General features: G+C 63.3%; 26 protein-coding genes and 1 pseudogene. 16 read left to right on the top strand and 11 right to left on the bottom strand.

Going from position 1 to position 22,257, the window contains the following annotated elements:
* The 8 genes from ET21_RS25770 to fsa form a co-directional block, all read right to left on the bottom strand.
* Nucleotides 1-287, bottom strand: a 287-nt coding sequence (locus tag ET21_RS25770) for a hypothetical protein (RefSeq protein ID WP_037470700.1), incomplete at its 3' end; no start/stop codon positions are given.
* Complete coding sequence (locus tag ET21_RS0110015) at nucleotides 284-526, bottom strand: hypothetical protein (protein WP_030539575.1); 243 nt, start codon at nucleotides 524-526, stop codon at nucleotides 284-286. The genes ET21_RS0110015 and ET21_RS25770, both read right to left, overlap by 4 nt.
* Nucleotides 523-699 (bottom strand): hypothetical protein, encoded by a 177-nt coding sequence (locus tag ET21_RS27665; RefSeq protein WP_156029091.1) that lies wholly within the window; start codon nucleotides 697-699, stop codon nucleotides 523-525. The genes ET21_RS0110015 and ET21_RS27665 overlap by 4 nt, the downstream gene beginning before the upstream one ends.
* Nucleotides 699-1,112: a hypothetical protein gene (locus ET21_RS0110025; RefSeq protein ID WP_030539576.1), complete on the bottom strand. Its 414-nt coding sequence runs from the start codon at nucleotides 1,110-1,112 to the stop codon at nucleotides 699-701. Before ET21_RS0110025 ends, ET21_RS27665 begins: the two co-directional genes overlap by 1 nt.
* The gene (locus tag ET21_RS0110030; RefSeq protein ID WP_156029094.1) at nucleotides 1,105-1,326 is read right to left on the bottom strand and encodes a hypothetical protein; all 222 of its coding nucleotides are present in this window, start codon (nucleotides 1,324-1,326) and stop codon (nucleotides 1,105-1,107) included. Before ET21_RS0110030 ends, ET21_RS0110025 begins: the two co-directional genes overlap by 8 nt.
* Before the next feature lie 40 nt (nucleotides 1,327-1,366).
* Nucleotides 1,367-1,738 carry a DUF4326 domain-containing protein gene (locus tag ET21_RS0110035; RefSeq protein ID WP_030539578.1) on the bottom strand — a complete coding sequence of 124 codons (372 nt, stop codon included), beginning with the start codon at nucleotides 1,736-1,738 and terminating at the stop codon, nucleotides 1,367-1,369.
* A gap of 274 nt (nucleotides 1,739-2,012) precedes the next feature.
* Nucleotides 2,013-2,363, bottom strand: coding sequence for an antibiotic biosynthesis monooxygenase (locus tag ET21_RS0110045; protein WP_030539579.1), 351 nt, complete (start codon nucleotides 2,361-2,363; stop codon nucleotides 2,013-2,015).
* Between the two features lie 160 nt (nucleotides 2,364-2,523).
* Nucleotides 2,524-3,177, bottom strand: coding sequence for a fructose-6-phosphate aldolase (gene fsa, locus ET21_RS0110050; RefSeq protein WP_021237603.1), 654 nt, complete (start codon nucleotides 3,175-3,177; stop codon nucleotides 2,524-2,526).
* Between the two features lie 140 nt (nucleotides 3,178-3,317).
* On the opposite strand from fsa, the gene ET21_RS0110055 reads away from it, so the two are divergent.
* The 3 genes from ET21_RS0110055 (at nucleotide 3,318) to ET21_RS0110065 (ending at nucleotide 6,400) form a co-directional block, all read left to right on the top strand.
* Complete coding sequence (locus ET21_RS0110055) at nucleotides 3,318-3,983, top strand: DUF2490 domain-containing protein (protein WP_030539580.1); 666 nt, start codon at nucleotides 3,318-3,320, stop codon at nucleotides 3,981-3,983.
* Between the two features lie 78 nt (nucleotides 3,984-4,061).
* Complete coding sequence (locus ET21_RS0110060) at nucleotides 4,062-6,233, top strand: primosomal protein N' (RefSeq protein WP_030539581.1); 2,172 nt, start codon at nucleotides 4,062-4,064, stop codon at nucleotides 6,231-6,233.
* A gap of 14 nt (nucleotides 6,234-6,247) precedes the next feature.
* The gene (locus tag ET21_RS0110065) at nucleotides 6,248-6,400 is read left to right on the top strand and encodes a DUF1289 domain-containing protein (protein WP_021237600.1); all 153 of its coding nucleotides are present in this window, start codon (nucleotides 6,248-6,250) and stop codon (nucleotides 6,398-6,400) included.
* On the opposite strand, the gene ET21_RS0110070 is transcribed toward ET21_RS0110065, so the two are convergent.
* Together ET21_RS0110070 and ada are read right to left on the bottom strand one after the other, a co-directional pair.
* Entirely contained in the window at nucleotides 6,372-7,883 is a 1,512-nt protein-coding gene (locus ET21_RS0110070; RefSeq protein ID WP_030539582.1) for a hypothetical protein, read from the bottom strand. The genes ET21_RS0110065 and ET21_RS0110070 overlap by 29 nt on opposite strands.
* Nucleotides 7,884-7,954: 71 nt before the next feature.
* On the bottom strand, nucleotides 7,955-9,016 hold the full coding sequence (gene ada / locus ET21_RS0110075) for a bifunctional DNA-binding transcriptional regulator/O6-methylguanine-DNA methyltransferase Ada (protein WP_030539583.1): 1,062 nt from the start codon (nucleotides 9,014-9,016) through the stop codon (nucleotides 7,955-7,957).
* Between the two features lie 103 nt (nucleotides 9,017-9,119).
* On the opposite strand from ada, the gene ET21_RS0110080 reads away from it, so the two are divergent.
* The 10 genes and pseudogenes from ET21_RS0110080 (at nucleotide 9,120) to ET21_RS0110120 (ending at nucleotide 20,202) form a co-directional block, all read left to right on the top strand.
* Nucleotides 9,120-10,667, top strand: a complete 1,548-nt coding sequence (locus ET21_RS0110080; RefSeq protein ID WP_030539584.1) for a S1C family serine protease — start codon at nucleotides 9,120-9,122, stop codon at nucleotides 10,665-10,667.
* Nucleotides 10,668-10,865: 198 nt separating this feature from the next.
* Nucleotides 10,866-11,420 (top strand): F0F1 ATP synthase subunit delta, encoded by a 555-nt coding sequence (locus ET21_RS0110085; protein WP_030539585.1) that lies wholly within the window; start codon nucleotides 10,866-10,868, stop codon nucleotides 11,418-11,420.
* A gap of 30 nt (nucleotides 11,421-11,450) precedes the next feature.
* Nucleotides 11,451-12,980, top strand: coding sequence for a F0F1 ATP synthase subunit alpha (gene atpA / locus ET21_RS0110090; protein ID WP_030539586.1), 1,530 nt, complete (start codon nucleotides 11,451-11,453; stop codon nucleotides 12,978-12,980).
* Between the two features lie 120 nt (nucleotides 12,981-13,100).
* Entirely contained in the window at nucleotides 13,101-13,985 is an 885-nt protein-coding gene (locus tag ET21_RS0110095; RefSeq protein WP_030539587.1) for a F0F1 ATP synthase subunit gamma, read from the top strand.
* A complete protein-coding gene (locus tag ET21_RS27670; protein ID WP_156029097.1) occupies nucleotides 13,986-14,546 on the top strand; it encodes a hypothetical protein in 561 nt (186 codons plus the stop codon).
* A 32-nt stretch (nucleotides 14,547-14,578) separates the two neighbouring features.
* The gene (atpD, locus tag ET21_RS0110100) at nucleotides 14,579-16,024 is read left to right on the top strand and encodes a F0F1 ATP synthase subunit beta (RefSeq protein ID WP_007683648.1); all 1,446 of its coding nucleotides are present in this window, start codon (nucleotides 14,579-14,581) and stop codon (nucleotides 16,022-16,024) included.
* Nucleotides 16,025-16,138: 114 nt separating this feature from the next.
* Nucleotides 16,139-16,369 (top strand): annotated as a pseudogene (locus ET21_RS27045) (ATP synthase F1 subunit epsilon); the annotation flags it as partial.
* A 447-nt stretch (nucleotides 16,370-16,816) separates the two neighbouring features.
* Nucleotides 16,817-18,343 carry a CpaF family protein gene (locus tag ET21_RS0110110; RefSeq protein ID WP_021237590.1) on the top strand — a complete coding sequence of 509 codons (1,527 nt, stop codon included), beginning with the start codon at nucleotides 16,817-16,819 and terminating at the stop codon, nucleotides 18,341-18,343.
* 82 nt (nucleotides 18,344-18,425) lie between these two features.
* Nucleotides 18,426-19,244, top strand: a complete 819-nt coding sequence (locus tag ET21_RS0110115; RefSeq protein ID WP_030539589.1) for a class I SAM-dependent methyltransferase — start codon at nucleotides 18,426-18,428, stop codon at nucleotides 19,242-19,244.
* A 52-nt stretch (nucleotides 19,245-19,296) separates the two neighbouring features.
* Entirely contained in the window at nucleotides 19,297-20,202 is a 906-nt protein-coding gene (locus tag ET21_RS0110120; protein WP_030539590.1) for a DMT family transporter, read from the top strand.
* Here the strand turns inward: ET21_RS0110120 and ET21_RS0110125 are convergent.
* Nucleotides 20,194-20,625, bottom strand: a complete 432-nt coding sequence (locus ET21_RS0110125) for an OsmC family protein (protein WP_021237587.1) — start codon at nucleotides 20,623-20,625, stop codon at nucleotides 20,194-20,196. The genes ET21_RS0110120 and ET21_RS0110125 overlap by 9 nt on opposite strands.
* Before the next feature lie 87 nt (nucleotides 20,626-20,712).
* On the opposite strand from ET21_RS0110125, the gene ET21_RS0110130 reads away from it, so the two are divergent.
* From ET21_RS0110130 to ET21_RS0110140, 3 genes are all read left to right on the top strand, one after another.
* The gene (locus ET21_RS0110130) at nucleotides 20,713-21,078 is read left to right on the top strand and encodes a PRC-barrel domain-containing protein (RefSeq protein WP_021237586.1); all 366 of its coding nucleotides are present in this window, start codon (nucleotides 20,713-20,715) and stop codon (nucleotides 21,076-21,078) included.
* Nucleotides 21,079-21,253: 175 nt separating this feature from the next.
* Entirely contained in the window at nucleotides 21,254-21,922 is a 669-nt protein-coding gene (locus ET21_RS0110135) for an alpha/beta hydrolase (RefSeq protein WP_030539591.1), read from the top strand.
* Between the two features lie 92 nt (nucleotides 21,923-22,014).
* Nucleotides 22,015-22,206: a DUF2292 domain-containing protein gene (locus ET21_RS0110140; RefSeq protein WP_021237584.1), complete on the top strand. Its 192-nt coding sequence runs from the start codon at nucleotides 22,015-22,017 to the stop codon at nucleotides 22,204-22,206.
* The last annotated feature ends 51 nt before the right edge of the window (nucleotides 22,207-22,257 follow it).

Genomic DNA, 22,257 nt, shown 5'->3' on the forward strand with positions numbered 1-22,257 from the left:
AATCTCCGCCAAGCATGCTCAAGCTTCACGATTTTTGCAACAGAGCCGACAAGGCCATCCCAGTCGGGGCGCTCGCATTCATGGCCGTTACTGCCAAGGAAATAAGCCCCACAGGTACGGCACCTACAGCCATCCCGCGCCACCTCTGCCGCCTCGCGCAATCCCTGCTGACGGCCTGCTTCTTTCATGCGGGCGAAGGATTGTGCTACTGCCGCTTCATCCCATTCGCCATTGACCATCCAGAGGTAAGCCGCCTCCCGCACATCCTGATCTATCTCGTCGGTCATGCTCTATCCCCTAGCCATTTCGCCCACTCAGCGGCCTGTCGCTCCATGTCGGCGGCACCTTGCTTCAGCCACCCCGCAATGATGGACACCCGCTCAGCAACATCGCCCCCTGTCGTCTCTATCAGGTTGCCAGCCATATCCTGAAGAACAGCGCCGACCTCTCCATCAGGGCGGCGTACAAGCTGAATGTGGCACAGGACACTCCCTTGCAGGCGGGGAAATTCGGTGACGTTGCTCACTGCTCCGGTATCCTCTCATGCCCTGGGTCCATATGGTGGAACACATCGCCCAACTGGCGCTTGTCTACCGCCTGCCCGCAATCGGCGCAGACGTAGAAGTGCTGGCTTTCATCCTCCAGATCGGGGGCTTTGCAGCGGAGGTTGTTTAGCTCTTCGCGGGTTAGTTCAGGCATCACTCCCCCTCCTGTGAGGCGATGGCGCGGATTGCGGCGGCGCAGAGAGCGAGCGCGGGGGTGGCGGCCTCTGCCTCGAATTGCTCGCCATAGTCGGGCCGATGCAGGCGGAACCATGCGTGCTTATCACGTTCTGCGCCAATCTTCAGCGTGTCAGCCTGCCACTCCCAACCTTCCGGCACCAGCAACATGGCTGCATTGAGATACGCGCTTGCATCAAGGAAATTGGCGAAGGTCCAGCCTAACTGGTGCCATTTCTCATAATCCGCTGTCCATTCTTCGCGCTCTTCATCCTCCCAAATCTGCGACGGAGCCGGGAACGCCAGATGGAAAGCGCTCATGAACATGTCGTGGCTCTCAACTTTCACCTCACTGAGTTTGTCAGCCAGCGCGATCAGTTCTTTCTTATCCATGGGTGGTTCCTTCACGGAATGGGAAGGTTATGTCAGCCGCGAACAAAGGCACGTCCTTCGCGGGCGGCGGCTTCCCGTGCATGGCGAGGTAAGCTTTGCAATGCTTGGCCCAGACCTTTTTGCCCCATGAGGTGCCGCCGTGGAAGCATTGCGCCCCAGAGCGAAGGATGCGCTGGCGTTCCTTCCAATCGGTATCAGCGGGAACATCGGCCATCAGGCGCGCGATCTCCTTCTGCGCGGAGGCTTGCCAGTCGCTATACATTTGCTGCCTCACTCCCGTTAAGGCGGGCTTCTGCCAGCTTTAGCAGTACATCGCCGTGGCACGGATCGCCGGGCTTGCACCAGCAAGCGAGATTCTTGCCGACAAGCGGGTCGATCCACCGCCCTTGTGTCAGTGCCATCCACGTTTCCGCAAAGTAGGAAAAGGCAGCAACCGCATCCGCCGCACTATCGCAATGGTCGGGCAGAGCCGTGCTGAAATGGCTAGGGTTGCAGCCGACCGTGAAGGGATTGCCGAACTTCTTGTTCGTCCGGTCCACCTTCACAGTGTTCTCAGGCATCCGCCAGCCCTTCGTGCGGCGCAACTGGACGCGGACCGGGTGTGCGAGTAAATCAGTATCAGCCATGCGATGCCCTCCATCGTGTGGTCAGGGCCGGGGGCTGTAGACGCAGCTTTCCGGCCCAAATTGGTTTGCCAACTGCTGCGGGACTCGGCAGGAATCCGTGGGTCGAAAAATGGCGTTTGCCATCATAACCCGTTGTTCCAGATGGTTTGTGGCTATCCTGCCGGGGTCGCCATCCGCCGCCGCCCGCTACCAGAGCCAGCCCAGACCCAGCAGCAGCACGCCCGCGATCAGCATCGCGAAGGCCAGGAACCCCCAGCCGAAATCAAGGCCGCCCTTATTCGCCATCGAGCGGGCTGTCATCGGGCCGCGCGCGCAGCAGCAGATCGTCAGTCACCGTCATGGTGAAGATAGGATCGGCATCGGCGGGCACTTCGGCGATTGCATCGACAAAGGCGGCACGCGTTTCCGGGTCGTCATAGACCATCTTGCGGTCGAAGGCGGCGCGCCAGGTCTCCTCGTCCGGCCATTCGGCATAGCCGACGAAGCGCCCATCCGCGTCGCGATGCAGCCGCGAGCCGTAGCTGCCATATTTCTCCCGGATCAGGTCAGTTCCACGCCGCCATGCCGCACGGAACTGTTCCTCCTTGCCCGGATGCACCCGCCACCAATAGACCGCGACGAACATCGCACCTCTCCTTTACGGATGAGAGAATGATGCGCGCGGCCAGAGGTTGCGGCAATCACTTACATCCCCCTTCGTTTCGAGCGTAGTCGAGGAACGATATGAGGGTGCTTATCCGTTTCTCGACTACGCTCGAAACGAACGGAGGCGGTCGGCCTGACGATTAAAGAACCGACTGGCCGGTCTTTTCCCAATCCGCCAGGAAGCCCGCAATGCCCTTGTCCGTCAGCACATGGTTGAACAGCGCCTTGATCACCGAGGGCGGTGCAGTCATCACGTCCGCGCCGATCTTCGCGCTTTCCAGCACATGGATCGGGTGCCGCACGCTTGCCACCAGGATTTCCGTGTCGAAGGCGTAATTGTCGTAGATCAGGCGGATATCCTCGATCAGCTTCATGCCGTCAAAGCCATTATCGTCATGCCGCCCGACGAAGGGCGAAATGAAGCTCGCGCCCGCCTTGGCCGCCAGCAGCGCCTGATTGGCCGAGAAGCAGAGCGTCACATTGACCATCGTGCCTTCGCTGGTCAGCGCCTTGCAGGTCTTGAGCCCGTCAATGGTCAGCGGCACCTTGATGCAGACATTGTCAGCGATCTTCCGCAGCACGGCGGCTTCCTTCATCATCGTCTCATGGTCGAGCGCGACGACCTCGGCCGACACAGGGCCATCGACGATGCCGCAAATTTCCTCCACCACTTCCACGAACTTGCGGCCCGACTTGTGGATCAGCGACGGGTTGGTGGTGACGCCGTCGAGCAGGCCGGTGGCGGCAAGGTCGCGGATCTCGTTGGTGTCGGCGGTATCGACGAAGAACTTCATGGCTATGCTCCGGGGCGGGATGTGCGAATCGGCTTCCCTTTAGCGGCTGATCCCCGGATTAGCCATTATTGCCAGCGGCAGGCTTTACGGAAACAGCCGCGTAACATTATGACGGCGGCACCTTTCCAAAGGACCCGCCAATGCCCCGCCCCTTGCGCCCACGCCACATATCGGGCGCCCTTCCCCTGCTGGCGGCGATCGCTGCCCCGCCAGCCACAGCCGCCACCGAAGAAACGCAGGCGTGGATCACCGAATCCCTGACCATCGCCGCGACACCGGCCGACAGCATCTCGCTCGACCTCAGCCAGCGTTTCCGCCGCGACAGTTCCAATGGAGAGCAGCAGACCGCGCGCATCCTTCTGGATCACCGCATCGCCAACGGGCTCCAGATCGGCGGCGGCTTCGCCTTCTTCCACTCCGGCCCCGAACAGGAGCTGCGCCTGTTCCAGCAGGCGACCGTCACGCGCGGCATCTTTCTTGCCCGCACCCGGATAGAGCAGCGCTTCTTCGACACGGCCGATGGTGCAAGCTGGCGGCTTCGCCAGCGAGTGCAGGCGTCCCTGCCCCTGGGCTCCCCAAAAGCCCCGGTCCTCATCGCCGCAGCCGAACTCTTCTTCCACCTCAACCGCGCGCGGCCTGGCGACAAGACGGGCGTGGCCGCCATGCGCCAGCAGATCGGCCTGCGCCAGCCGCTAGGCAGGTCGCTCGATGCGCAGTTGCTCTACATGCGGCAGCAAAGCGTCCGCGGCGGCGCTCCTGACGCCGTGGTCCATGTCCCCTGGCTGACCCTCAACTGGAAGATCTGACCGGCTGCGCGCCCGCATCCTCGCATTCTTCGGGAATCCCGCCTTGCCTCCCGCCCCTCACGCGATAGGGAGGGGCAGATGAGTTCGCGCGCCCGTGTCATCCTTTTGAACGCCGCCCTTGGGCCACTCGATTACCGCGTGCCTCATGACATGAGCGTCAAGCCCGGCAGCATCGTCGTCGCGCCGCTCGGCCCCAGGCAACTTGTCGGCGTGGTGTGGGAAGAGGATGCCTTTCCCGATGTCGAAAGCGTCGGCGACAATCGCCTGCGCAACATCATCGGCCCGGTCGATGCGCCGCCTGTCCCTGAAACGCTGCGCCGCCTGATCGAATGGACGGCGGACTATTATCTGGCTCCCGTCGCTTCGGTCCTGCGCATGACGCTGGCGTCCATGCCCGCGCTGGAGGGCGCGCGCACCGTCATCGAATATCGCGCCACCGGGGACCTGCCGGACCGCATGACCGAACAGCGCGCCCAGGCGATGGAGCGCATTGGCGAGCGTCAGGGCCTGATCCGCGAACTGGCGCTGATTGGCGGGGTCAGCGATGCGGTGATCCGCGGACTCGTCAAGGCGGGCGCGTTCGAGCCGGTGGAAGTCAGCATCGACACGCCCTTTCCCCGACCCGACCCCGATCACGCGCCGCCGCAGCTTTCCGATGGCCAAGCTGATGCGGCGGGCGAGTTCATCGAAGCCGTCCGGCAGCGCGACTTCGCCCCTTTCCTGCTCGACGGCGTCACCGGCTCCGGCAAGACGGAGGTCTATTTCGAAGCCATCGCCGCCGCCATCCGCGAAGGGCGGCAGGTGCTGGTCCTCCTGCCCGAAATCGCGCTGACCGAGCCTTTTCTGGAACGGTTCGAAAAGCGGTTCGGCACCGTGCCCGTGAGCTGGCATAGCGGCCTGCGCCAGAGCGAGCGGCGGCGGGCGTGGCGCGCCATCGCGGCAGGCGACGCGGCGGTGGTCGTCGGAGCGCGCTCCGCCCTGTTCCTGCCGTATCCCAATCTGGGCCTCATCGTCGTGGACGAGGCGCATGAGGCGAGCTTCAAGCAGGAGGACGGCGTTCATTATCATGCCCGCGACGTGGCGGTGATGCGCGGGCTGATGGAGAAATTCCCCGTCATCCTCGCATCCGCCACGCCCGCCATCGAAACCCGGCATCAGGTGGAGCTGGGCCGCTATCGCGAAATCAAGCTGCCCGCCCGGTTCGGCGGCGCTGAAATGCCCGCGATCGAGGGCATCAACCTCCTCACCGACCCGCCCGAACGCGGCCGCTGGATCGCGCCGCCGCTGATCCGCGCGATCGACGAGACGATGGAGAAGGGCGAACAGAGCCTGCTGTTCCTCAACCGGCGGGGTTATGCGCCGCTCACCCTCTGCCGCCATTGCGGCTACCGCTTCCAATGCCCCAACTGCACCGCCTGGATGGTCGAGCACCGGCTGACGCGCCGCCTTGCCTGCCATCATTGCGGCCATGTCATCCCGTCCCCGCGCTTCTGCCCGGAGTGCAAGGAGGAGGACAGCCTGGTCGCCTGCGGCCCCGGCGTGGAGCGGATCGCCGATGAGGTGAAGGCGTTCTGGCCGCAGGCGCGAACCGCCATCGTTACGTCCGACACGCTCTGGTCGCCCGCCAAGGCGGCCGAGTTCGTGAAATCGGTGGAGGCAGGCGCCATCGACATCATCATCGGCACCCAGCTTGTCACCAAGGGCTATCACTTCCCCAACCTGACGCTGGTGGGGGTGATCGATGCGGACCTGGGCCTGGAAGGCGGCGACCTTCGCGCGTCGGAACGCACCTTCCAGCAGATCGTGCAGGTCGCGGGGCGCGCGGGCCGGGGGCAGAAGCCGGGCCGCGTCTTCATCCAGACCCGCATGCCGGAGGCGGAGGTCATCAAGGCGCTGATCGCGGGCGATTCGGAACGCTTCTATGAAGTCGAGACCGAAAACCGCCGCCGCGCCAACGCCCCGCCCTTCGGCCGCTTCGCCGCGATCATCATCTCCAGCGAAGATGCGGACGAGGCCGCGCAGGTCGCCCGGCTGATCGGCAAGTCCGCGCCGATGATCGACGGCATGCGCGTCTACGGCCCCGCGCCCGCGCCGCTATCCGTCCTGCGCGGCCGTCATCGCCACCGCCTGCTGATCCACGCCACAAGGGCGATCGACGTACAGGCGGCGATCCGCGAATGGCTGGGCAACATCACATGGAAATCCGGCACCCGCGTCGCGGTGGATGTCGATCCCTACAGCTTCATGTGAGGGCCTGAACTCCGATGGAAAGCCCCTGCGTCAACATCTGCACGCTGGACAAGGCGGGCCGCGTCTGCACCGGCTGCGGCCGGACCATGGAGGAAATCCGGCGCTGGCGCGGCATGAGCAAGGCCGAACGCCGCGCGGTCATGGAGCGGCTGAGGCGGGCGGTTTAGCCGGAGGCGCTTTCTCCTTCGCCCTGGCGTCATATTCGGCCTTCTGCCCCACCGCCCATTCCCGCATGCCCGATGGGTGGGGCGAAAAAGCAAGCGGATCCAGCAGGCGGGACGCGCGGGCATAATCGCCCCTCGCCGCCATGGAAGCGGCATAGTTGGCGCGATATTCGGGATTTTGCGGCAACAGCGCATAGGCCTTGGCAAGGCCGTCATAGCCAACGTCCGGCATCTCCCCGCCCCTCATCTGATGATAGCGGTAATAGAGGGCGAGCGGCACCGGGTCTTCCGTGTCGGCGCGGTTGGCCTTCACGATCATGGACCTGGCGGCCTTCCAGTCCGCCTCGGCATCGCTATCATAGGCGCGGTCCAGCAGCACATTGGCGCGGACGCTGTAGGCGCGCGACAGAGCGGGGTCGAGCGCGATGGCGCGATCCGCATCGGCCAGCGCCTCGTCCTTTTTCTCCGCCTTCCATTCCGCTTCGGCCAGCAGCGTCAGCGCATAGGCGTTTGGCGGGAATTTGGCGGAGGTGGCGCGGATCGAATCGGCGATCAGGGGAAGCTCCTCCGCCGGAGGATGGTTCATCAACCGCAGTTCGTCTTCGATCAGCGCGCCCCGGACGGGATCGACAGGGCTGATCGCAATCTCGCCAACGGTGACTGCGTTGGCGGCCAGGCGGGACGCCGTCAGCCGCTGACGCATATAGGCGCGCAGGTCCTTTTCCAACCCGTCGACCCCTCCGGCGAAATAGCTGTCCAGCTTCATGTCGGGCACGCCCGCCGACAGGTCCTTCAGATAATGGCTGATCTCCTCCCGCCGGTCGGGGCGATATTGATAATAATGGGTGAGCAGCCAGGCCGTGCCGTAATAGCGGTCGCCATCGCGCAGCCCCAGCCCTTCGGTATCGCGGGCGAACAGCTGCTTGAGCGGATAGGGCGAAGCCATGATCAGCCCCGGCGCGCGCATCAGGGGGATGTGGCCGAACTCTATGGAGCCGTCCTTCGGGAACTTCACGACTGAGAAGAATTCGGCGAATCCCTCCACATACCAGGCTGGGTAAGCCGCCGGAAAATGGTGCAGCATGAAGTAATGGCTATATTCGTGGAACAGGATTTCTTCCGCGCCCGCATCGAACTGGCCCGTCTTCTGGCCGCGCCCCAGCACGGCGAATGCGAACCTGTCCGATGTCGTGTAGAAGCCTGACAGATGCGGATTGCGGGCAATCGCCTTCACCTTCGCATCGTTCGACAGCAGGTAGACATGCACCGGACTGCCCGCTTGCGGATCGTCGATCCCGGTCACGCGGCGCAGCAGGCAGTCGAACTTTTCCAGCTTTTCCGCAAAGTCCCGCAGCTTCGCTTCATTGCTTTCGCTGTAGATGGTGAAATGCCTGCTCTTGGCCTGCAACCATGCGGCATGGGCCGTATCGGGCAGCAGCGCCACCATGAATGCCAGGGCCAGCAGCCCTTTCAATCCTTTTCCCATCAACGCCCCCCGACGGCATACCCCTCATCATTGCCCGTCATGCGGCGGAAAAGAAAGGGGAAAGGCGATGTTCATCCGCCGCCTTCCCGCTCCAGCAGGGCCTTCTTGCGCTCCAGCCCATAGGCGTATCCGCCCAGACTGCCGTCGCTGCGCAAAACCCGGTGGCAGGGGATCAGGACCGCCAGTCCATTGTCGCCGCAGGCCGTGCCCGCCGCCCGCACCGCGCCGGGCCTGCCGATCGCGGCCGCGATCTCGCCATAGCTGCGCGTTTCGCCCGCAGGGATGGCGCGCAAAGCCGCCCAGACCGCCTGCTGGAAGGCCGTGCCACATATGTCCAGCGGCAGGTCGACGGGCGCCGACGGATTCTCGATCAGGCGCACGACCTGCGCCGCCAGTCCCGCCAGGGCGGCGTCGCCCGGCACGATTTCCGCCTTGGGAAAGCGCCGCCGTAACGCGCTCTCATCCTCATCGAAGCTGATGCGGCACAGCCCCTTCGCGGTGGCGGCCACCAGCACGGGGCCAAGGCTCGATCCCACCATTGCATAGCCGATCGTGACGCCCCGCCCGCCGTCCTTCCACGCACTCGGACTCATGCCCAGATGCCGCTGCGCATCGGCATAGGCGCGGCTGGGGGCATTATAGCCCGCCTCATAGATGGCGTTGGTGACGCTCTCGCCCTCCTCCAGCGCTGATTTCAACCGCTGCGTCCGCAGGGACCGGCCATAGGCAGCGGGAGTCAGCCCCGTCTCCCGCTTGAACAGCCGGTGGAAATGATGCGGCGCATAGCCGGCATGGGCCGCGATATCCTCCAGCGAAGGCGGCGTCTCAGCGGCGGCGATGAAGGCCTTCGCCGCCTCCACCGCCAGCCGGTCGCGCCCCGCTTCGTCGGGCCGGCACCGCAGGCAAGCCCGGAAACCCGCCTCCCGCGCCGCCTCAGGCCCGGGCAGGAAAATCATGTTTTCCCTCAGGGGCCGCCGCGCCGCGCAGCTTGGCTTGCAATAGATGCCGGTCGTGAGCACCGCGCCGACGAACAGCCCGTCCATGCCGCGATCGCGCCGCTGAAACGCGTCCCAGCAGGCATCGTCATCCATTGCCATCGGCGTCGGGGCGGAAAGGTCGGTCATCCGGTTCATGCTTATGGATTAGCATGGCGCGTGCCGCCAGCCTTCCCGCTGCTTGCTCTCAAAGCATTTCTCGATTGCCTCAGCCGGGCTTTGCCATATGAATGCGCCGCATATGGTCGCCATCCTCCGCCGCCTGTGCCTCGTGCTCGCCCTCATGCTGCCCGCCGCCGCGCAGGCGGAACAGCAGGACATCGCCGCCGCCGCGCGCGGGGTCGTCCGCGTCGTCATCGTCGCAACGGACGGCAGCGACGCCTATTTCGTCGGGCATGGCAGCGGCTTTGCCGTCGCGCCCGACAAGGTGCTGACCAACGCCCATGTTGTGGAACTGACGCGCGAGGAAAAAAATCTCGTCATCGGCGTCATCCCGTCGGAAGGGCGCAAAAGCTATGGCGGCCGCGTGATCGCCTATTCGCCCGGCAACGACCTGGCGCTGATCCAGCTTGAGGAAGGCCGCCTTCCCGTCAGCACATTTTATGCCGGGGCGGTCAGCGACGGGCAGCATGTGACCGCCATCGGCTATCCCGGCAATGTCGACCGGGCGCAGGGCCTTGGCCTCAAGGACATGATCGAGCCGCTGGGTACGGTGAAGACCAGCGGCAACGTTTCGTCGGGCCGGTCGAGCCACAGCTTCGACACCATCCTGCACACCGCCCCGCTCGCCGCGGGCAACAGCGGCGGGCCGTTGGTTGACGATTGCGGGCGGGTGCTGGGCGTCAACAGCTTCGGATCCGTATCCGACGGCAATGACGCGGAATTCGGTTTCGCCGTTTCCTGGCGGGAAGTCGCCTCCTTCCTGCGGCAGGCGGGCGTTTCCTCCCTGCATACGGTCGTGCCTTGCCGCTCCATGGCGGAAGCCGACGCCGCCGAAGCCGCGCTGACCCAGCGCGAGGCGCAGCAGAGCGAGCAGTCGGAGCGGGCGAAGGCGGACGCGCGGGAGGCCGCGCTGGAAAAGGCCCGCGACACGGCCGAACGCGATATCATCTCCGCCCGCGAAAATGCGATGGCGGGGGCGGCGGTCCTTCTCGCCCTCGCGGTGCTTGGCTTGGGAGCTGGCGGCCTCTACTACAGCCAGGGCCGCGAACGCCGCGCGACATGGTTCCTGGCAGGCGGCGGCGTCCTGCTGCTGGGGGCATTCGCCCTCTTCTTCCTCAAGCCAAGCTTTTCCGGCATCGATGAACGGGTAAAGCTGGCCGATGACAATCGGGTCAGCGGCAACAGCGCCTTTGCATGGGAAGGCGACAATATCTGCCGCATAGACCTCAACCGCAGCCGCCTCACCGTGTCGGAAGCCAATGACATTCCATTCCATTGGACCGGCAATGGCTGCGTCAACGGCAACAGCCAATATGTCAGCGCCGGGAATGAATGGGAACGCGCCACCATCCCCGAATCCGGCAACTTCATCACGGTCAGCCGCTTCGATCCCGTGACCGGCACGTTGCGCGTCCAGCGCTGGCTGCCCGACAGTGACACGATGGACAAGGCGCGCGCATTGTCGAAGGACGGCCCGGTCAAAGCGTGCGGGACCGATCCCGCCCTTCTCGGGAAAATTGCCGGCCTGCGGTCCGATCTCGCTTCCCTGCTGCCCGCCCAGCCCAACGAGCGGCTGGTCTATCATTGCACCAAGGGCCGCCTGTCGCCGGGAGACGCGCCGGACTGACCGGATTTCCGGCGCCGGAAAGCACCGGCAAATCGCATCGATTCCATCCTTGTGACGGAATCGCGTTCCATGACTTGCATAGTCATAATCCCGCTGCTAACCGGCCCGGCAACAGGGGAACGGGCAGCTACTGCTCCCCTCTTTTTGCATGACCGGCAAATCAAGTGCCAGTGACAGAAATTGGAGGACGGTAAGCGCGTGGAGACTACCGGCGGCATTCAGGCTAGCCTCAGCGGACGCTACGCGGTTGCGCTGTTCGATCTGGCCCGTGACGGCAACGCCCTCGACACCGTGGCGGCCAGCCTCGGCGCGATCAAGGGCGCGATCGCCGAATCGGCGGATTTCAGGAGCCTGATCAACAACCCCGTGCTGAGCCGCGATGCAGCTGGCAAGACGATCGCGGCGGTTGCATCCTCCATGGGGATCGACGCGCTGACGACCAAGTTCCTGGGCGTTCTGGCGGCAAACCGTCGCCTTTCGCAGCTGCCCGCGGTCATCCGCGCCTATGAAACGCTGCTTTCGAATCACAAGGGCGAAGTCCGCGCGGAAGTGACCAGTGCGCATCCGCTCGATTCGAACCAGATCACTGCCCTGCAACAGAATCTGCGGACGCGCGTCGGCCGCGAAGTCGCGCTCGATGCGAAGGTCGATCCTGCGATCCTTGGCGGGCTGGTCGTCAAGATCGGCAGCCAGATGATCGATTCCTCCATCCGCACCCGTTTGAATAGTCTCGCCCACGCGATGAAAGGCTGAAAGCCGCAAGGCTTCGATGAAAGGCTGAACATGGATATCAACGCCGCAGAAATTTCGAAGGTCATCAAGGACCAGATCGCCAATTTCGGCACCGAAGCGCAGGTGAGCGAAGTCGGTTCCGTGCTGACCGTGGGTGACGGCATCGCCCGCGTCCATGGCCTCGACAACGTCCAGGCGGGCGAAATGGTCGAGTTCGCCAATGGCGTGCAGGGCATGGCGCTCAACCTCGAAGCCGACAATGTCGGCGTCGTGATCTTCGGCTCGGACGCCGAAATCAAGGAAGGCGACACCGTCAAGCGCACCGGCACCATCGTCGACGTTCCGGTCGGCAAGGGCCTGCTCGGCCGCGTCGTGGACGGCCTCGGCAACCCGATCGATGGCAAGGGCCCGATCCAGTACACCGAGCGCAAGCGCGTTGAAGTCAAGGCGCCGGGCATCATCCCCCGCAAGTCGGTGCATGAACCCGTGCAGACCGGCCTCAAGGCGATCGACGCCCTCGTCCCCGTCGGCCGTGGCCAGCGCGAGCTGATCATCGGCGACCGTCAGACCGGCAAGACCGCCGTCGCGATCGATACCTTCATCAACCAGAAGGGCATCAACGCGGGCGATGACGAGAGCAAGAAGCTCTACTGCATCTACGTCGCCGTGGGCCAGAAGCGCTCGACCGTCGCGCAGATCGTCAAGCAGCTCGAAGAAAACGGCGCGATGGAATATTCGATCGTCGTCGCCGCGACCGCTTCGGAGCCCGCTCCGCTCCAGTATCTGGCGCCCTATACCGGCGTCACCATGGGCGAATATTTCCGCGACAACGGCATGCATGCCGTGATCGTCTATGACGACCTTTCCAAGCAGGCTGTCGCCTATCGCCAGATGTCGCTGCTGCTGCGTCGTCCTCCGGGCCGCGAAGCCTATCCGGGCGACGTTTTCTATCTCCACAGCCGCCTGCTGGAGCGCGCTGCGAAGATGAACGACGCAAATGGCGCAGGCTCGCTGACGGCGCTGCCGATCATCGAAACGCAGGCCGGTGACGTGTCAGCCTACATCCCGACCAACGTGATTTCGATCACCGATGGCCAGATCTTCCTCGAAACCAATCTCTTCTACCAGGGCATCCGTCCGGCCATTAACGTTGGCCTGTCGGTGTCGCGCGTCGGGTCCGCCGCGCAGACCAAGGCGATGAAGAAGGTGTCGGGCTCGATCAAGCTGGAGCTGGCCCAGTATCGCGAAATGGCGGCCTTCGCTCAGTTCGGTTCGGACCTCGACGCTTCGACCCAGAAGCTGCTGAACCGTGGTGCGCGCCTGACCGAGCTGCTCAAGCAGGCGCAGTTCTCGCCCCTGCCCTTCGAAGAGCAGACCGCGTCGATCTTCGCTGGCACCAACGGCTATCTGGACAATATCCCGGTCAAGGACGTGACGCGCTATGAGGAGCTGATGCTCGCTTATCTGCGCCACGACCATGCCGATGTGCTGACCGCGATCCGCGACAGCAAGGATCTGAGCGACGACGCCAAGGCCAAGCTGAAGGCTGCGCTGGACTCGTTCGGCAAGACGTTCGCTTAACGAAAACCGTCGCCCCCGCGCAGGCGGGGGCCCATCTCCGGACCGAGCGTCCCGACGCACCGCAAGGGAGATGGATCCCCGCCTCCGTGGGGATGACGACAAAAGGTTGAAACAGGTAGCATGGCCAGCCTCAAGGAACTGAAGCTCCGCATAGGGTCGGTGAAATCGACCCAGAAGATCACCAAGGCGAAGCAGATGGTCGCCGCCGCGAAGCTGCGCAAGGCGCAGGCTGCCGCCGAAGCCGCTCGCCCCTATTCCAGCCGTCTGGAATCGGTCGTGGCGAGCCTGGCTTCGAAGATCGCTGGCGGTTCGGGCGAAGGCGCTTCGCCGCTGCTGGCAGGCACCGGCAAGGATGACGTGCATCTGCTGGTCGTCGCCAACTCCGACCGGGGCCTTGCTGGCGCGTTCAACGCCAACATCGTCAAGGCCGCCCGCGCCAAGGCGGATGAACTGATCCAGCAGGGCAAGACGGTGCGCTTCTATCTGATCGGCCGCAAGGGCCGTCCGGTGATCAACCGCACCTTTCCCGGCATGATCGTCGCTCAGTTCGACACGACCGGGGTCAAGGAACCCGGCTATGCGCAGGCCGAGGCGATCGCGCATGAGCTGACGGAGATGTATCTGAACAGCAAGTTCGACGTCGCGCACCTCTTCTTCTCGCGCTTCAAGTCGGCTCTTGCCCAGATCCCGACCGAACAGCAGATCATCCCGGTGAAAATCCCGGCGGACGCCAACCGCGACGCCATTGGCGCGACGGTCGAATATGAACCAAGCGAGGAAGCGATCCTCGACGACCTGCTGCCGCGCAACGTCACGGTGCAGATCTTCAAGGCGCTGCTGGAAAATAACGCGTCCGAACAGGGCGCATCGATGACCGCCATGGACAATGCGACCCGCAATGCCGGTGACCTCATCAACAGGCTGACCATTCAGTATAACCGCAGCCGCCAGGCCGCGATCACCACCGAACTGGTCGAAATCATCTCGGGCGCGGAGGCGCTGTAAGTGACCCTCGGGCGGAGCCTTCTAGGATCATGCGTTTCGGTTGCAGCGGCACTTTTCGTTGCAACCGAAACGCACGCGCAGACTGATGCGCGTGCGAAGGATGCCTTTGATTTTTTCAAGGCGTTCTGCGTTGATACTGACGGGGCGAGTGCTCGCGCTCTTTCGGTCATCGGGAATGGAAATGCGATGGCTAACAAATTGCCTGATGCTGTGGTTGCCCAATTACAGGGACAGCCGGGCGGCGTTGCGTGGGCCGTCCGCAGTCCTTCGAATGCGCAACTGCTTTTGGGCTATGTACCAGCAGGCATTTGTGAAATCAGAATTGCGGAAGCCGATGAAAGTTCGGTCGTAGCAAGCTTCGGAGATTTGACCTCATCGCTTCAAGCATCCGCTAAGGGCGAGCTTTCAAAGCCCGAAACTCGTTCTCAAGATGAAGCCCATATCACATACCGGACCTACCGGTTCGATCGGGCAGGCAAGCACGCTCTGATTTCGCTTTCCTCATCCGACAAGAAGGTCGGCGCGCAACAGCATCTAATCATCTTTGGTTTTGTACAGTAAGTTATTCAGACAGCACGAAGAAGGTACTCGTCATGGCAACCACCAACAATGTAGGCCGCATCTCGCAGGTCATCGGCGCTGTCGTCGACGTGACCTTCCCCGATGCGCTCCCCGCTATTCTCTCCGCGCTGGAAACCAGCAACAATGGCCAGCGCCTGGTGCTGGAAGTCGCCCAGCATCTGGGTGAAAACACCGTCCGAACCATCGCGATGGACTCGACCGACGGCCTGACCCGCGGTCAGGAAGTGACCGACACCGGCGCGCAGATCAGCGTTCCCGTGGGTCCGGCCACGCTCGGCCGCATCCTGAACGTCGTCGGCGAGCCGATCGACGAGCGCGGCCCGGTGGAAACCACCCTCTCCGCCCCGATCCACGCCAAGGCTCCCGAGTTCGTCGACCAGTCGACCGACGCGTCGATCCTGGTCACGGGCATCAAGGTCATCGACCTTCTCGCTCCCTATGCGAAGGGCGGCAAGATCGGCCTGTTCGGCGGCGCGGGCGTGGGCAAGACCGTGCTCATCCAGGAACTGATCAACAACATCGCGAAGGGCCATGGCGGCACCTCCGTGTTCGCGGGCGTCGGTGAGCGGACCCGCGAAGGCAACGACCTCTATCACGAATTCCTCGACGCCGGCGTTATCGCCAAGGACGCCGATGGAAACGCGATCAGCGAAGGGTCTAAGGTGGCGCTGGTTTACGGTCAGATGAACGAGCCCCCGGGCGCCCGCGCGCGCGTCGCTCTGTCGGGCCTCACCATCGCGGAATATTTCCGCGACCAGGAAGGCCAGGACGTGCTCTTCTTCGTCGATAACATCTTCCGCTTCACGCAGGCGGGCGCGGAAGTGTCGGCATTGCTCGGCCGTATTCCTTCGGCCGTGGGCTATCAGCCGACCCTCGCCACCGATATGGGCGCCCTTCAGGAGCGCATCACCTCGACCAACAAGGGTTCGATCACCTCGGTGCAGGCCGTGTACGTCCCTGCGGACGACTTGACCGACCCTGCGCCGGCTACCAGCTTCGCGCACTTGGACGCCACCACCGTTCTCAACCGCGCCATTTCGGAACTCGGCATCTACCCGGCGGTCGACCCGCTGGATTCGACCAGCCGCGTTCTGGAACCCCGCGTTGTCGGTCAGGAACATTATGAAACCGCCCGCGCGGTTCAGGCGATCCTGCAGAAGTACAAGTCGCTTCAGGACATCATCGCGATCCTGGGTATGGACGAGCTGTCGGAAGAAGATAAGCTCACCGTCGCCCGCGCTCGCAAGATCCAGAAGTTCCTGTCGCAGCCCTTCCACGTCGCCGAAGTCTTCACCGGCATTTCGGGCAAGTTCGTCCAGATCGAAGACACGGTGAAGTCATTCAAGGCCGTGGTCGAAGGCGAATATGACCATCTGCCCGAAAACGCCTTCTACATGGTCGGCGGCATCGACGAGGCCATTGAAAAGGCGAAGAAGCTGGCTGCCGAAGCGGCGTAAGCTGACGGAAAACTAGCCCCTCCCTTTCAAGGGAGGGGTTGGGGTGGGTGGTGAGCGGAGCGAACCGGCTACCTATCCCAGCAGGTTGCAGGCGATTGCTCACGCAATCGCACCACCCCCGAAAAGCTCGTCCGCTCGGAAGAGGTCTATCAGGTCGTCGTCCCCGGCACCGATGGCGACTTCGGCGTGCTGGAGGGCCACGCGCCCTTCATGTCCACTGTCCGCGACGGCGCGATCCAGATCTTCGCCAGCGCCGATGCGGCCCCCGAAGTCATCCCCGTTCAGGGCGGCTTCGCGGAAGTGAACGAAAAGGGCCTCACCGTCCTCGCGGAGCATGCGGGCTGATCGCAGCCTGACATATCCCGCCATGTAAAAAGGCTGCGCTCCACCGGAGACGCAGCCTTTTTGCTGCCCCAGGCGCAGCTTCCTCGGCCGGCTTGAAATGCTGGACCAGAGCCAGTTTCGACGGTGAATGACGTCAATCATCCGCCGCCCCTGATCCCAGCCGTAGACATTGTCCGCGATCTGCGGTTTCGCGACAGGGCGGATCACAAAAGCTATTGCCGGTCATCAGACTTTCATCCTTTCTCTTCTGTCGCCCGGCCGCGGCGCACGGCACCGGTGCTCCATTCACTTGTATGAAATATCGGCTCTAGCCCGGCGCAGAACCGCCTTGCGCGGCGCGGGCGCCATTAGCCATTTGTCAAAGTTTCCGCCCTATTCACCATTGCAGCCAAATCGGATCGGCCTGTTCTGAACGGCTGGCCCATCGGAATAATGCGGCGGAGAATTATGAGCGCGTTTGGACGGAAGAATGGACCGGCCGGCATCAAGCCGGGATTTGGCGTGGCCCGGCCTATGCAGGGCGGCGCGCCGCGTGAAGAGATACGCGGCGGGGATCAGTTCCCGCCCCTGGACATGGCGCCCCTGCCCGCCGAAACGCCCATTGATCCGCTTTCCGCTCCTACCGGCCAGATGCAGCGTAACGCCGACGCGATGCAGCGCCTGTCCGATCGCGCCAATGCCGAACATATCGCCGACACCGGGCCGCAGGGCTTCGAGGCGTCTGTCCACAAGATCAAGGAACAGGTCCTCCCCCGCCTGCTCGAACGCGTCGATCCCGAAGCGGCCGCGACGCTCAGCAAGGATGAACTGGCCGAGGAATTCCGGCCCATCATCATGGAGGTGCTGGCCGAACTCAAGCTCACCCTTAACCGCCGCGAGCAGTTCGCGCTGGAAAAGGTGCTGGTGGACGAGCTTCTGGGCCTCGGTCCCCTCGAAGAGCTGCTCGCCGACCCCGACGTCAGCGACATCATGGTGAACGGCCCGGAGCAGACCTATATCGAAAAGAAGGGCAAGCTCCAGATCGCGCCCATCAAGTTTCGGGACGAGGAGCATCTGTTCCAGATCGCCCAGCGCATCGTGAACAAGGTCGGCCGCCGCGTCGACCAGACCACGCCGCTGGCCGACGCCCGCCTGCCCGACGGCAGCCGCGTCAACGTGATCGTTCCGCCGCTCAGCCTGCGCGGCACCGCCATCTCCATCCGTAAATTCTCCGCCAAGCCGATCACGCTCGACATGCTCGCCCAATGGGGCGCGATGAGCCAGAAGATGTGCACCGCACTCAAGATCGCGGGTGCGTGCCGGATGAACATCGTCATTTCGGGCGGCACCGGATCGGGCAAGACCACCATGCTCAATGCGCTGTCGAAGATGATCGACCCCGGCGAACGCGTGCTGACCATCGAGGACGCCGCCGAACTGCGCCTGCAACAGCCGCACTGGCTCCCCCTCGAAACCCGTCCGCCTAACCTGGAAGGCCAGGGCGCGATCACCATCGGCGACCTCGTCAAGAACGCCCTGCGTATGCGTCCTGACCGCATCATCCTGGGCGAAATTCGTGGCGCGGAGTGTTTCGACCTGCTCGCCGCGATGAACACCGGCCATGACGGCTCCATGTGCACGCTTCACTCCAACAGTCCGCGCGAATGCCTGGGCCGTATGGAAAACATGATCATGATGGGTGACATCAAGATCCCGAAGGAAGCCATTTCCAAGCAGATCGCCGATTCGGTCGACCTGATCGTCCAGGTGAAGCGCCTGCGCGACGGCTCGCGCCGCGTCACCAACCTGACGGAAGTGATCGGCATGGAAGGCGACGTCATCGTCACGCAGGAACTGTTCAAGTTCGAATATCATGACGAGGATGAGAATGGCCGGATCGTGGGCGAATATCGCTCCATGGGCCTGCGCCCCTACACGCTGGACAAGGCGCGGCAGTTCGGTTTCGACCAGCCTTTCCTGGAAGCGTGCCTCTGATCCGATCGCGCGGCCGCATGCTGCGGCTTGCATGGCGGGCGTATGACCGGCACATCGGAATTTCCACATAAGGAGGATTCCGATGAACCGCCTGATCCGCATCAGCATGCTGTCCGCAGGGCTGATCCTGCCTCTCGCTTCCGCTACCGCCCAGCATGGCGATCATGCCGGTCATGCAGCGCATAGGGCGGCTGACCCTATCGCGGCCGCTGTAGCAGCGCCCACGCGCACGCCAGCCAATGCCGCACGGGATAAATATCGCCATCCCGCCGAAACGCTGAGCTTCTTTGGCATCACGCCGCAACAGACGGTGGTGGAATATTCGCCGAGCGGCGGCTGGTACACCGAAATCCTCGCTCCGCTGCTGCGCGACAAGGGCAATCTGATCGCATTGCAGCCCAGCGGGCGCTTTCTTGACGGATATAAGAAGTTTCTCGCCGCCAAGCCGGACGCCTATGCCAAGGTGAAGCTGGTCGCCTTCCCCGAAGAGACATCCGCCATTCCGGCGGGCAGCGTCGACACGGTCCTCACCTTCCGCAACGTGCACAATATGGTGATGTCCGGGACGGAAGCGTCCGCCTTCAAGAGCTTTTACGACATGCTCAAGCCGGGCGGCATCCTTGGCATCGTCGACCATCGCCTGCCGGAAGATCGCGACGCCGCGCTGGAAAAGAGCAGCGGCTATCTCAAGACCTCCACCGTTCGCCGGATCGCCGAAGCCGCCGGGTTCGAATATGTGGGAGCGTCCGAGATCAACGCGAACGCCAAGGACAGCGCCGACTGGCCCAAGGGGGTCTGGACCCTGCCGCCCGTGCTCAGCAATGGTGAGGTGGACAAGGCGAAATATATGGCGATCGGCGAAAGCGACCGCATGACGCTGAAGTTCCGCAAGCCCGGCTGACGGCGTGCCATTGCGCGGTTGCGCAAATGCGCAGCCGCACTAATGCGGGCTGATGTCCGCCAGTCCCGCCGATCCACGCCCCCACAGGCCCTTGCTGGGCATGGCGCTGCGCCTGGGGGCGGCGGTCTGCGTATCGGCCATGTTCATCGCCGGGCGCGTCGCCAGCACGCGCGGCGTCCATATCGTCGAAACGCTTTTCTACCGGCAGTTGCTGGCCTTGCCGGTGGTGCTGAGTTGGATCGCGATGACGGGCGGGTTCGGCTCTATCCGCGCCCGCAGGATCGGGGCGCATGCCACGCGTATGGTCGTGGGCGTTGCGGGAATGGCGCTCAATTTCCTGTCCTATATCCTGCTGCCCCCTGCCGAAGCGGTGACGATCGGTTTCACCATGCCGATTTTCGGCACCATCCTGTCAGCCGCGATCCTGAAGGAGAAGACGGGGCTGCATCGCTGGAGCGCTGTGCTGGTGGGCTTTCTGGGCGTGCTGGTCACTCAGCGGCCCGACGCGGGCGAATTGCTGCCCCTGGGCGTCGCCGTCGCGATCGCCGCTGCCTTCATGACGGCCTGCGTCAGCCTGATCCTGCGTGAGCTGGGCCGGACGGAGAATGCTGGAACCATCGTCTTCTGGTTCACCGCCCTGTCCCTGCCGCCGCTGGGCCTTGGCGCGCTGCTTTATGGCGGCGGCCATGATCCCCTCACCTGGGCCCTGCTGCTGTTCATCGGCCTGAGCGGAGGCGCCGCGCAAATGCTCCTGACCGGCGCGCTGCGCTGGGCGCCGGTGTCAGTGGTGCTGCCGATGGATTATTCCAGCATCCTGTGGATCGCGCTGCTTGGCCTGCTGATCGGTCAGGGATGGCCGCCAGCGACGACCTGGATCGGCGCATCCCTGATCATGGCGAGCGGCCTCTATATCGCCTGGCGGGAGCATCTCCACGCCCGGCGGCAGCGGTCAGCCTAGCAGTTCCGCGTCAAGGCTGATTTCTGCGTTCAGCAGCTTGGAGACGGGGCAGTTCGCCTTGGCCTTCGCGGCAAGCTCCTGAAAGCGGCTGTCGTCGATGCCTGGGATCGACGCCTTCAGGCTGAGCTTGCTCGCGGTGATGGCGAAGCCGCCGTCCTTCTGCTCCAGCGTGACGACGGCGTTGCTTTCCATCTTCTCGGCCGTGAAGCCCGCCTCGCCCAATATCAGCGAGAGCGCCATGGTGAAGCAGGACGCATGCGCCGCGGCAATCAATTCTTCCGGGTTGCTGCCCGGCACGCCTTCGAACCGCGTGGCGAAGCCATAGGGATGGGCGTCCAGCGCGCCGCTCTGGGTCGAGATCGCGCCCTTGCCGTCCTTCAATCCGCCGCTCCAGACGGCCGATCCGCTGCGATTGATCTTCACCTTACCCTCCTGTTTCCGTTCAGGGAGGAACTCGGTCTGTCCTGCCCGGTTTCATCCTTATAGCCTGATTTTCACAGGAGAATGACGATGACTGACGCGATGACCGGAAATCCTGGCGATCTGATTGCGTCGGACCGGGTCGAAGGAACCGCCGTTTACAACCGGGAAGGCGAACGGCTGGGTCATATCTCCAACTTCATGGTCGACAAGCTGAGCGGGCAGGTCCGCTACGCGGTGCTGTCGTTCGGCGGCATATTGGGGCTGGGGCAGGATCATTATCCGCTGCCCTGGTCGATGCTGAATTACGACACGGACAAGGGCGGCTATGTCGTCGATCTCAGCCGGGAGGCGCTGGATAATGCGCCCAAACATCTGCCTGACGAGCGGCCCGATTACACTGACGCCTATGGCCGCAGCGTCTTCCAATATTATGGCCTGATATATCCCTGGTAAGGTGATGATATAGCAGCGGATGAAGGCTCGGAAGGCTGTTTTCCGAGCCTTTTTCCTTTGCTGGAGCGGCGGCTTTCAGGTTGCCCATATTTCGCCACATTCTGGCGCTGGACTATTGTCTACTTAAAAAATAGAATTATTTCTGATGCTCGATAAAGTGGACGAGGATCTCACCATGGACCGATTCGGACATATGGACGATGCACGCCAGCCTGTGGTGCTGACGATACCCGGCCTGAACAATAGCGGGCCGGGACATTGGCAGACCCTTTGGGAAAAGACGCGAGGCGATTGCGAGCGCGTGGATCTGGGCAGTTGGGCCAGCCCCAACCGCAACAGCTGGGTGACGCGGCTGGACGCAGCCATCAGGGAAGCTGACGGGCCGATCATATTGGCGGCGCACAGCCTGGGCTGCCTGGCTGTCGCCTGGTGGGGCGCGTTGCAGAGCCAGGCCTATGGCTGGCCGGTGACTGGCGCGTTGCTGGTCGCCCCACCCGATTGCGACCGGATGGAAACGCCGGAGACGATCGGGGGTTTTGGCCCCACCCCCAGAGGCCAGCTACCCTTCCCCTCCATCGTCGTGGGAAGCCGCAACGACCCCTATATCTTCTTCGAGCGCGCTCACAGCATAGCGAAGAACTGGGGAAGCGCGTTCGTTGATGCTGGCTATAGCGGCCACATCAACGCGGATTCCGGCCTTGGCGAATGGGCGTTCGGGCAAAGCCTGCTGGAAAGCCTGATCGACAATGCGCGCGAGCAGGCCTCTGCAATGCGCCAGATCCGCCCCGCCGTGGCATCAGCGCATCAGGATCGCAGGGTCAGCGCGATGAGGAGCATCGGCTAAGCGCTGGGGGCGACAAGTTGAACTTGCACGCCCCCTATTTTTGTTTCTTTGTCTATCGTAATAGTTGAGTTAAGAACGGCCTTGAGGTGTTTATGAGTGAAACAAGATCCGTTGAGAATGCACGTAACGGCCGGGCTGACGGTCAACGCCATGACATTGCCATCAGCATCGAAAAGCTGCGCAATGTTCTGGAAGCGCTTCGGTTCGGGTCGGTGACCCTGACCGTGCACGACGCCCGCGTGGTGCAGATCGACGTAACAGAAAAAACACGCCTGACAGCCTGAAAGGCTGCGGAAGAATATCAGGGTTGCGAGACTAAGCCGCCGGGCAGGCGG

The sequence above is a fragment of the Sphingobium sp. DC-2 genome (assembly GCF_000722555.1).
GTDB lineage: Bacteria > Pseudomonadota > Alphaproteobacteria > Sphingomonadales > Sphingomonadaceae > Sphingobium > Sphingobium quisquiliarum.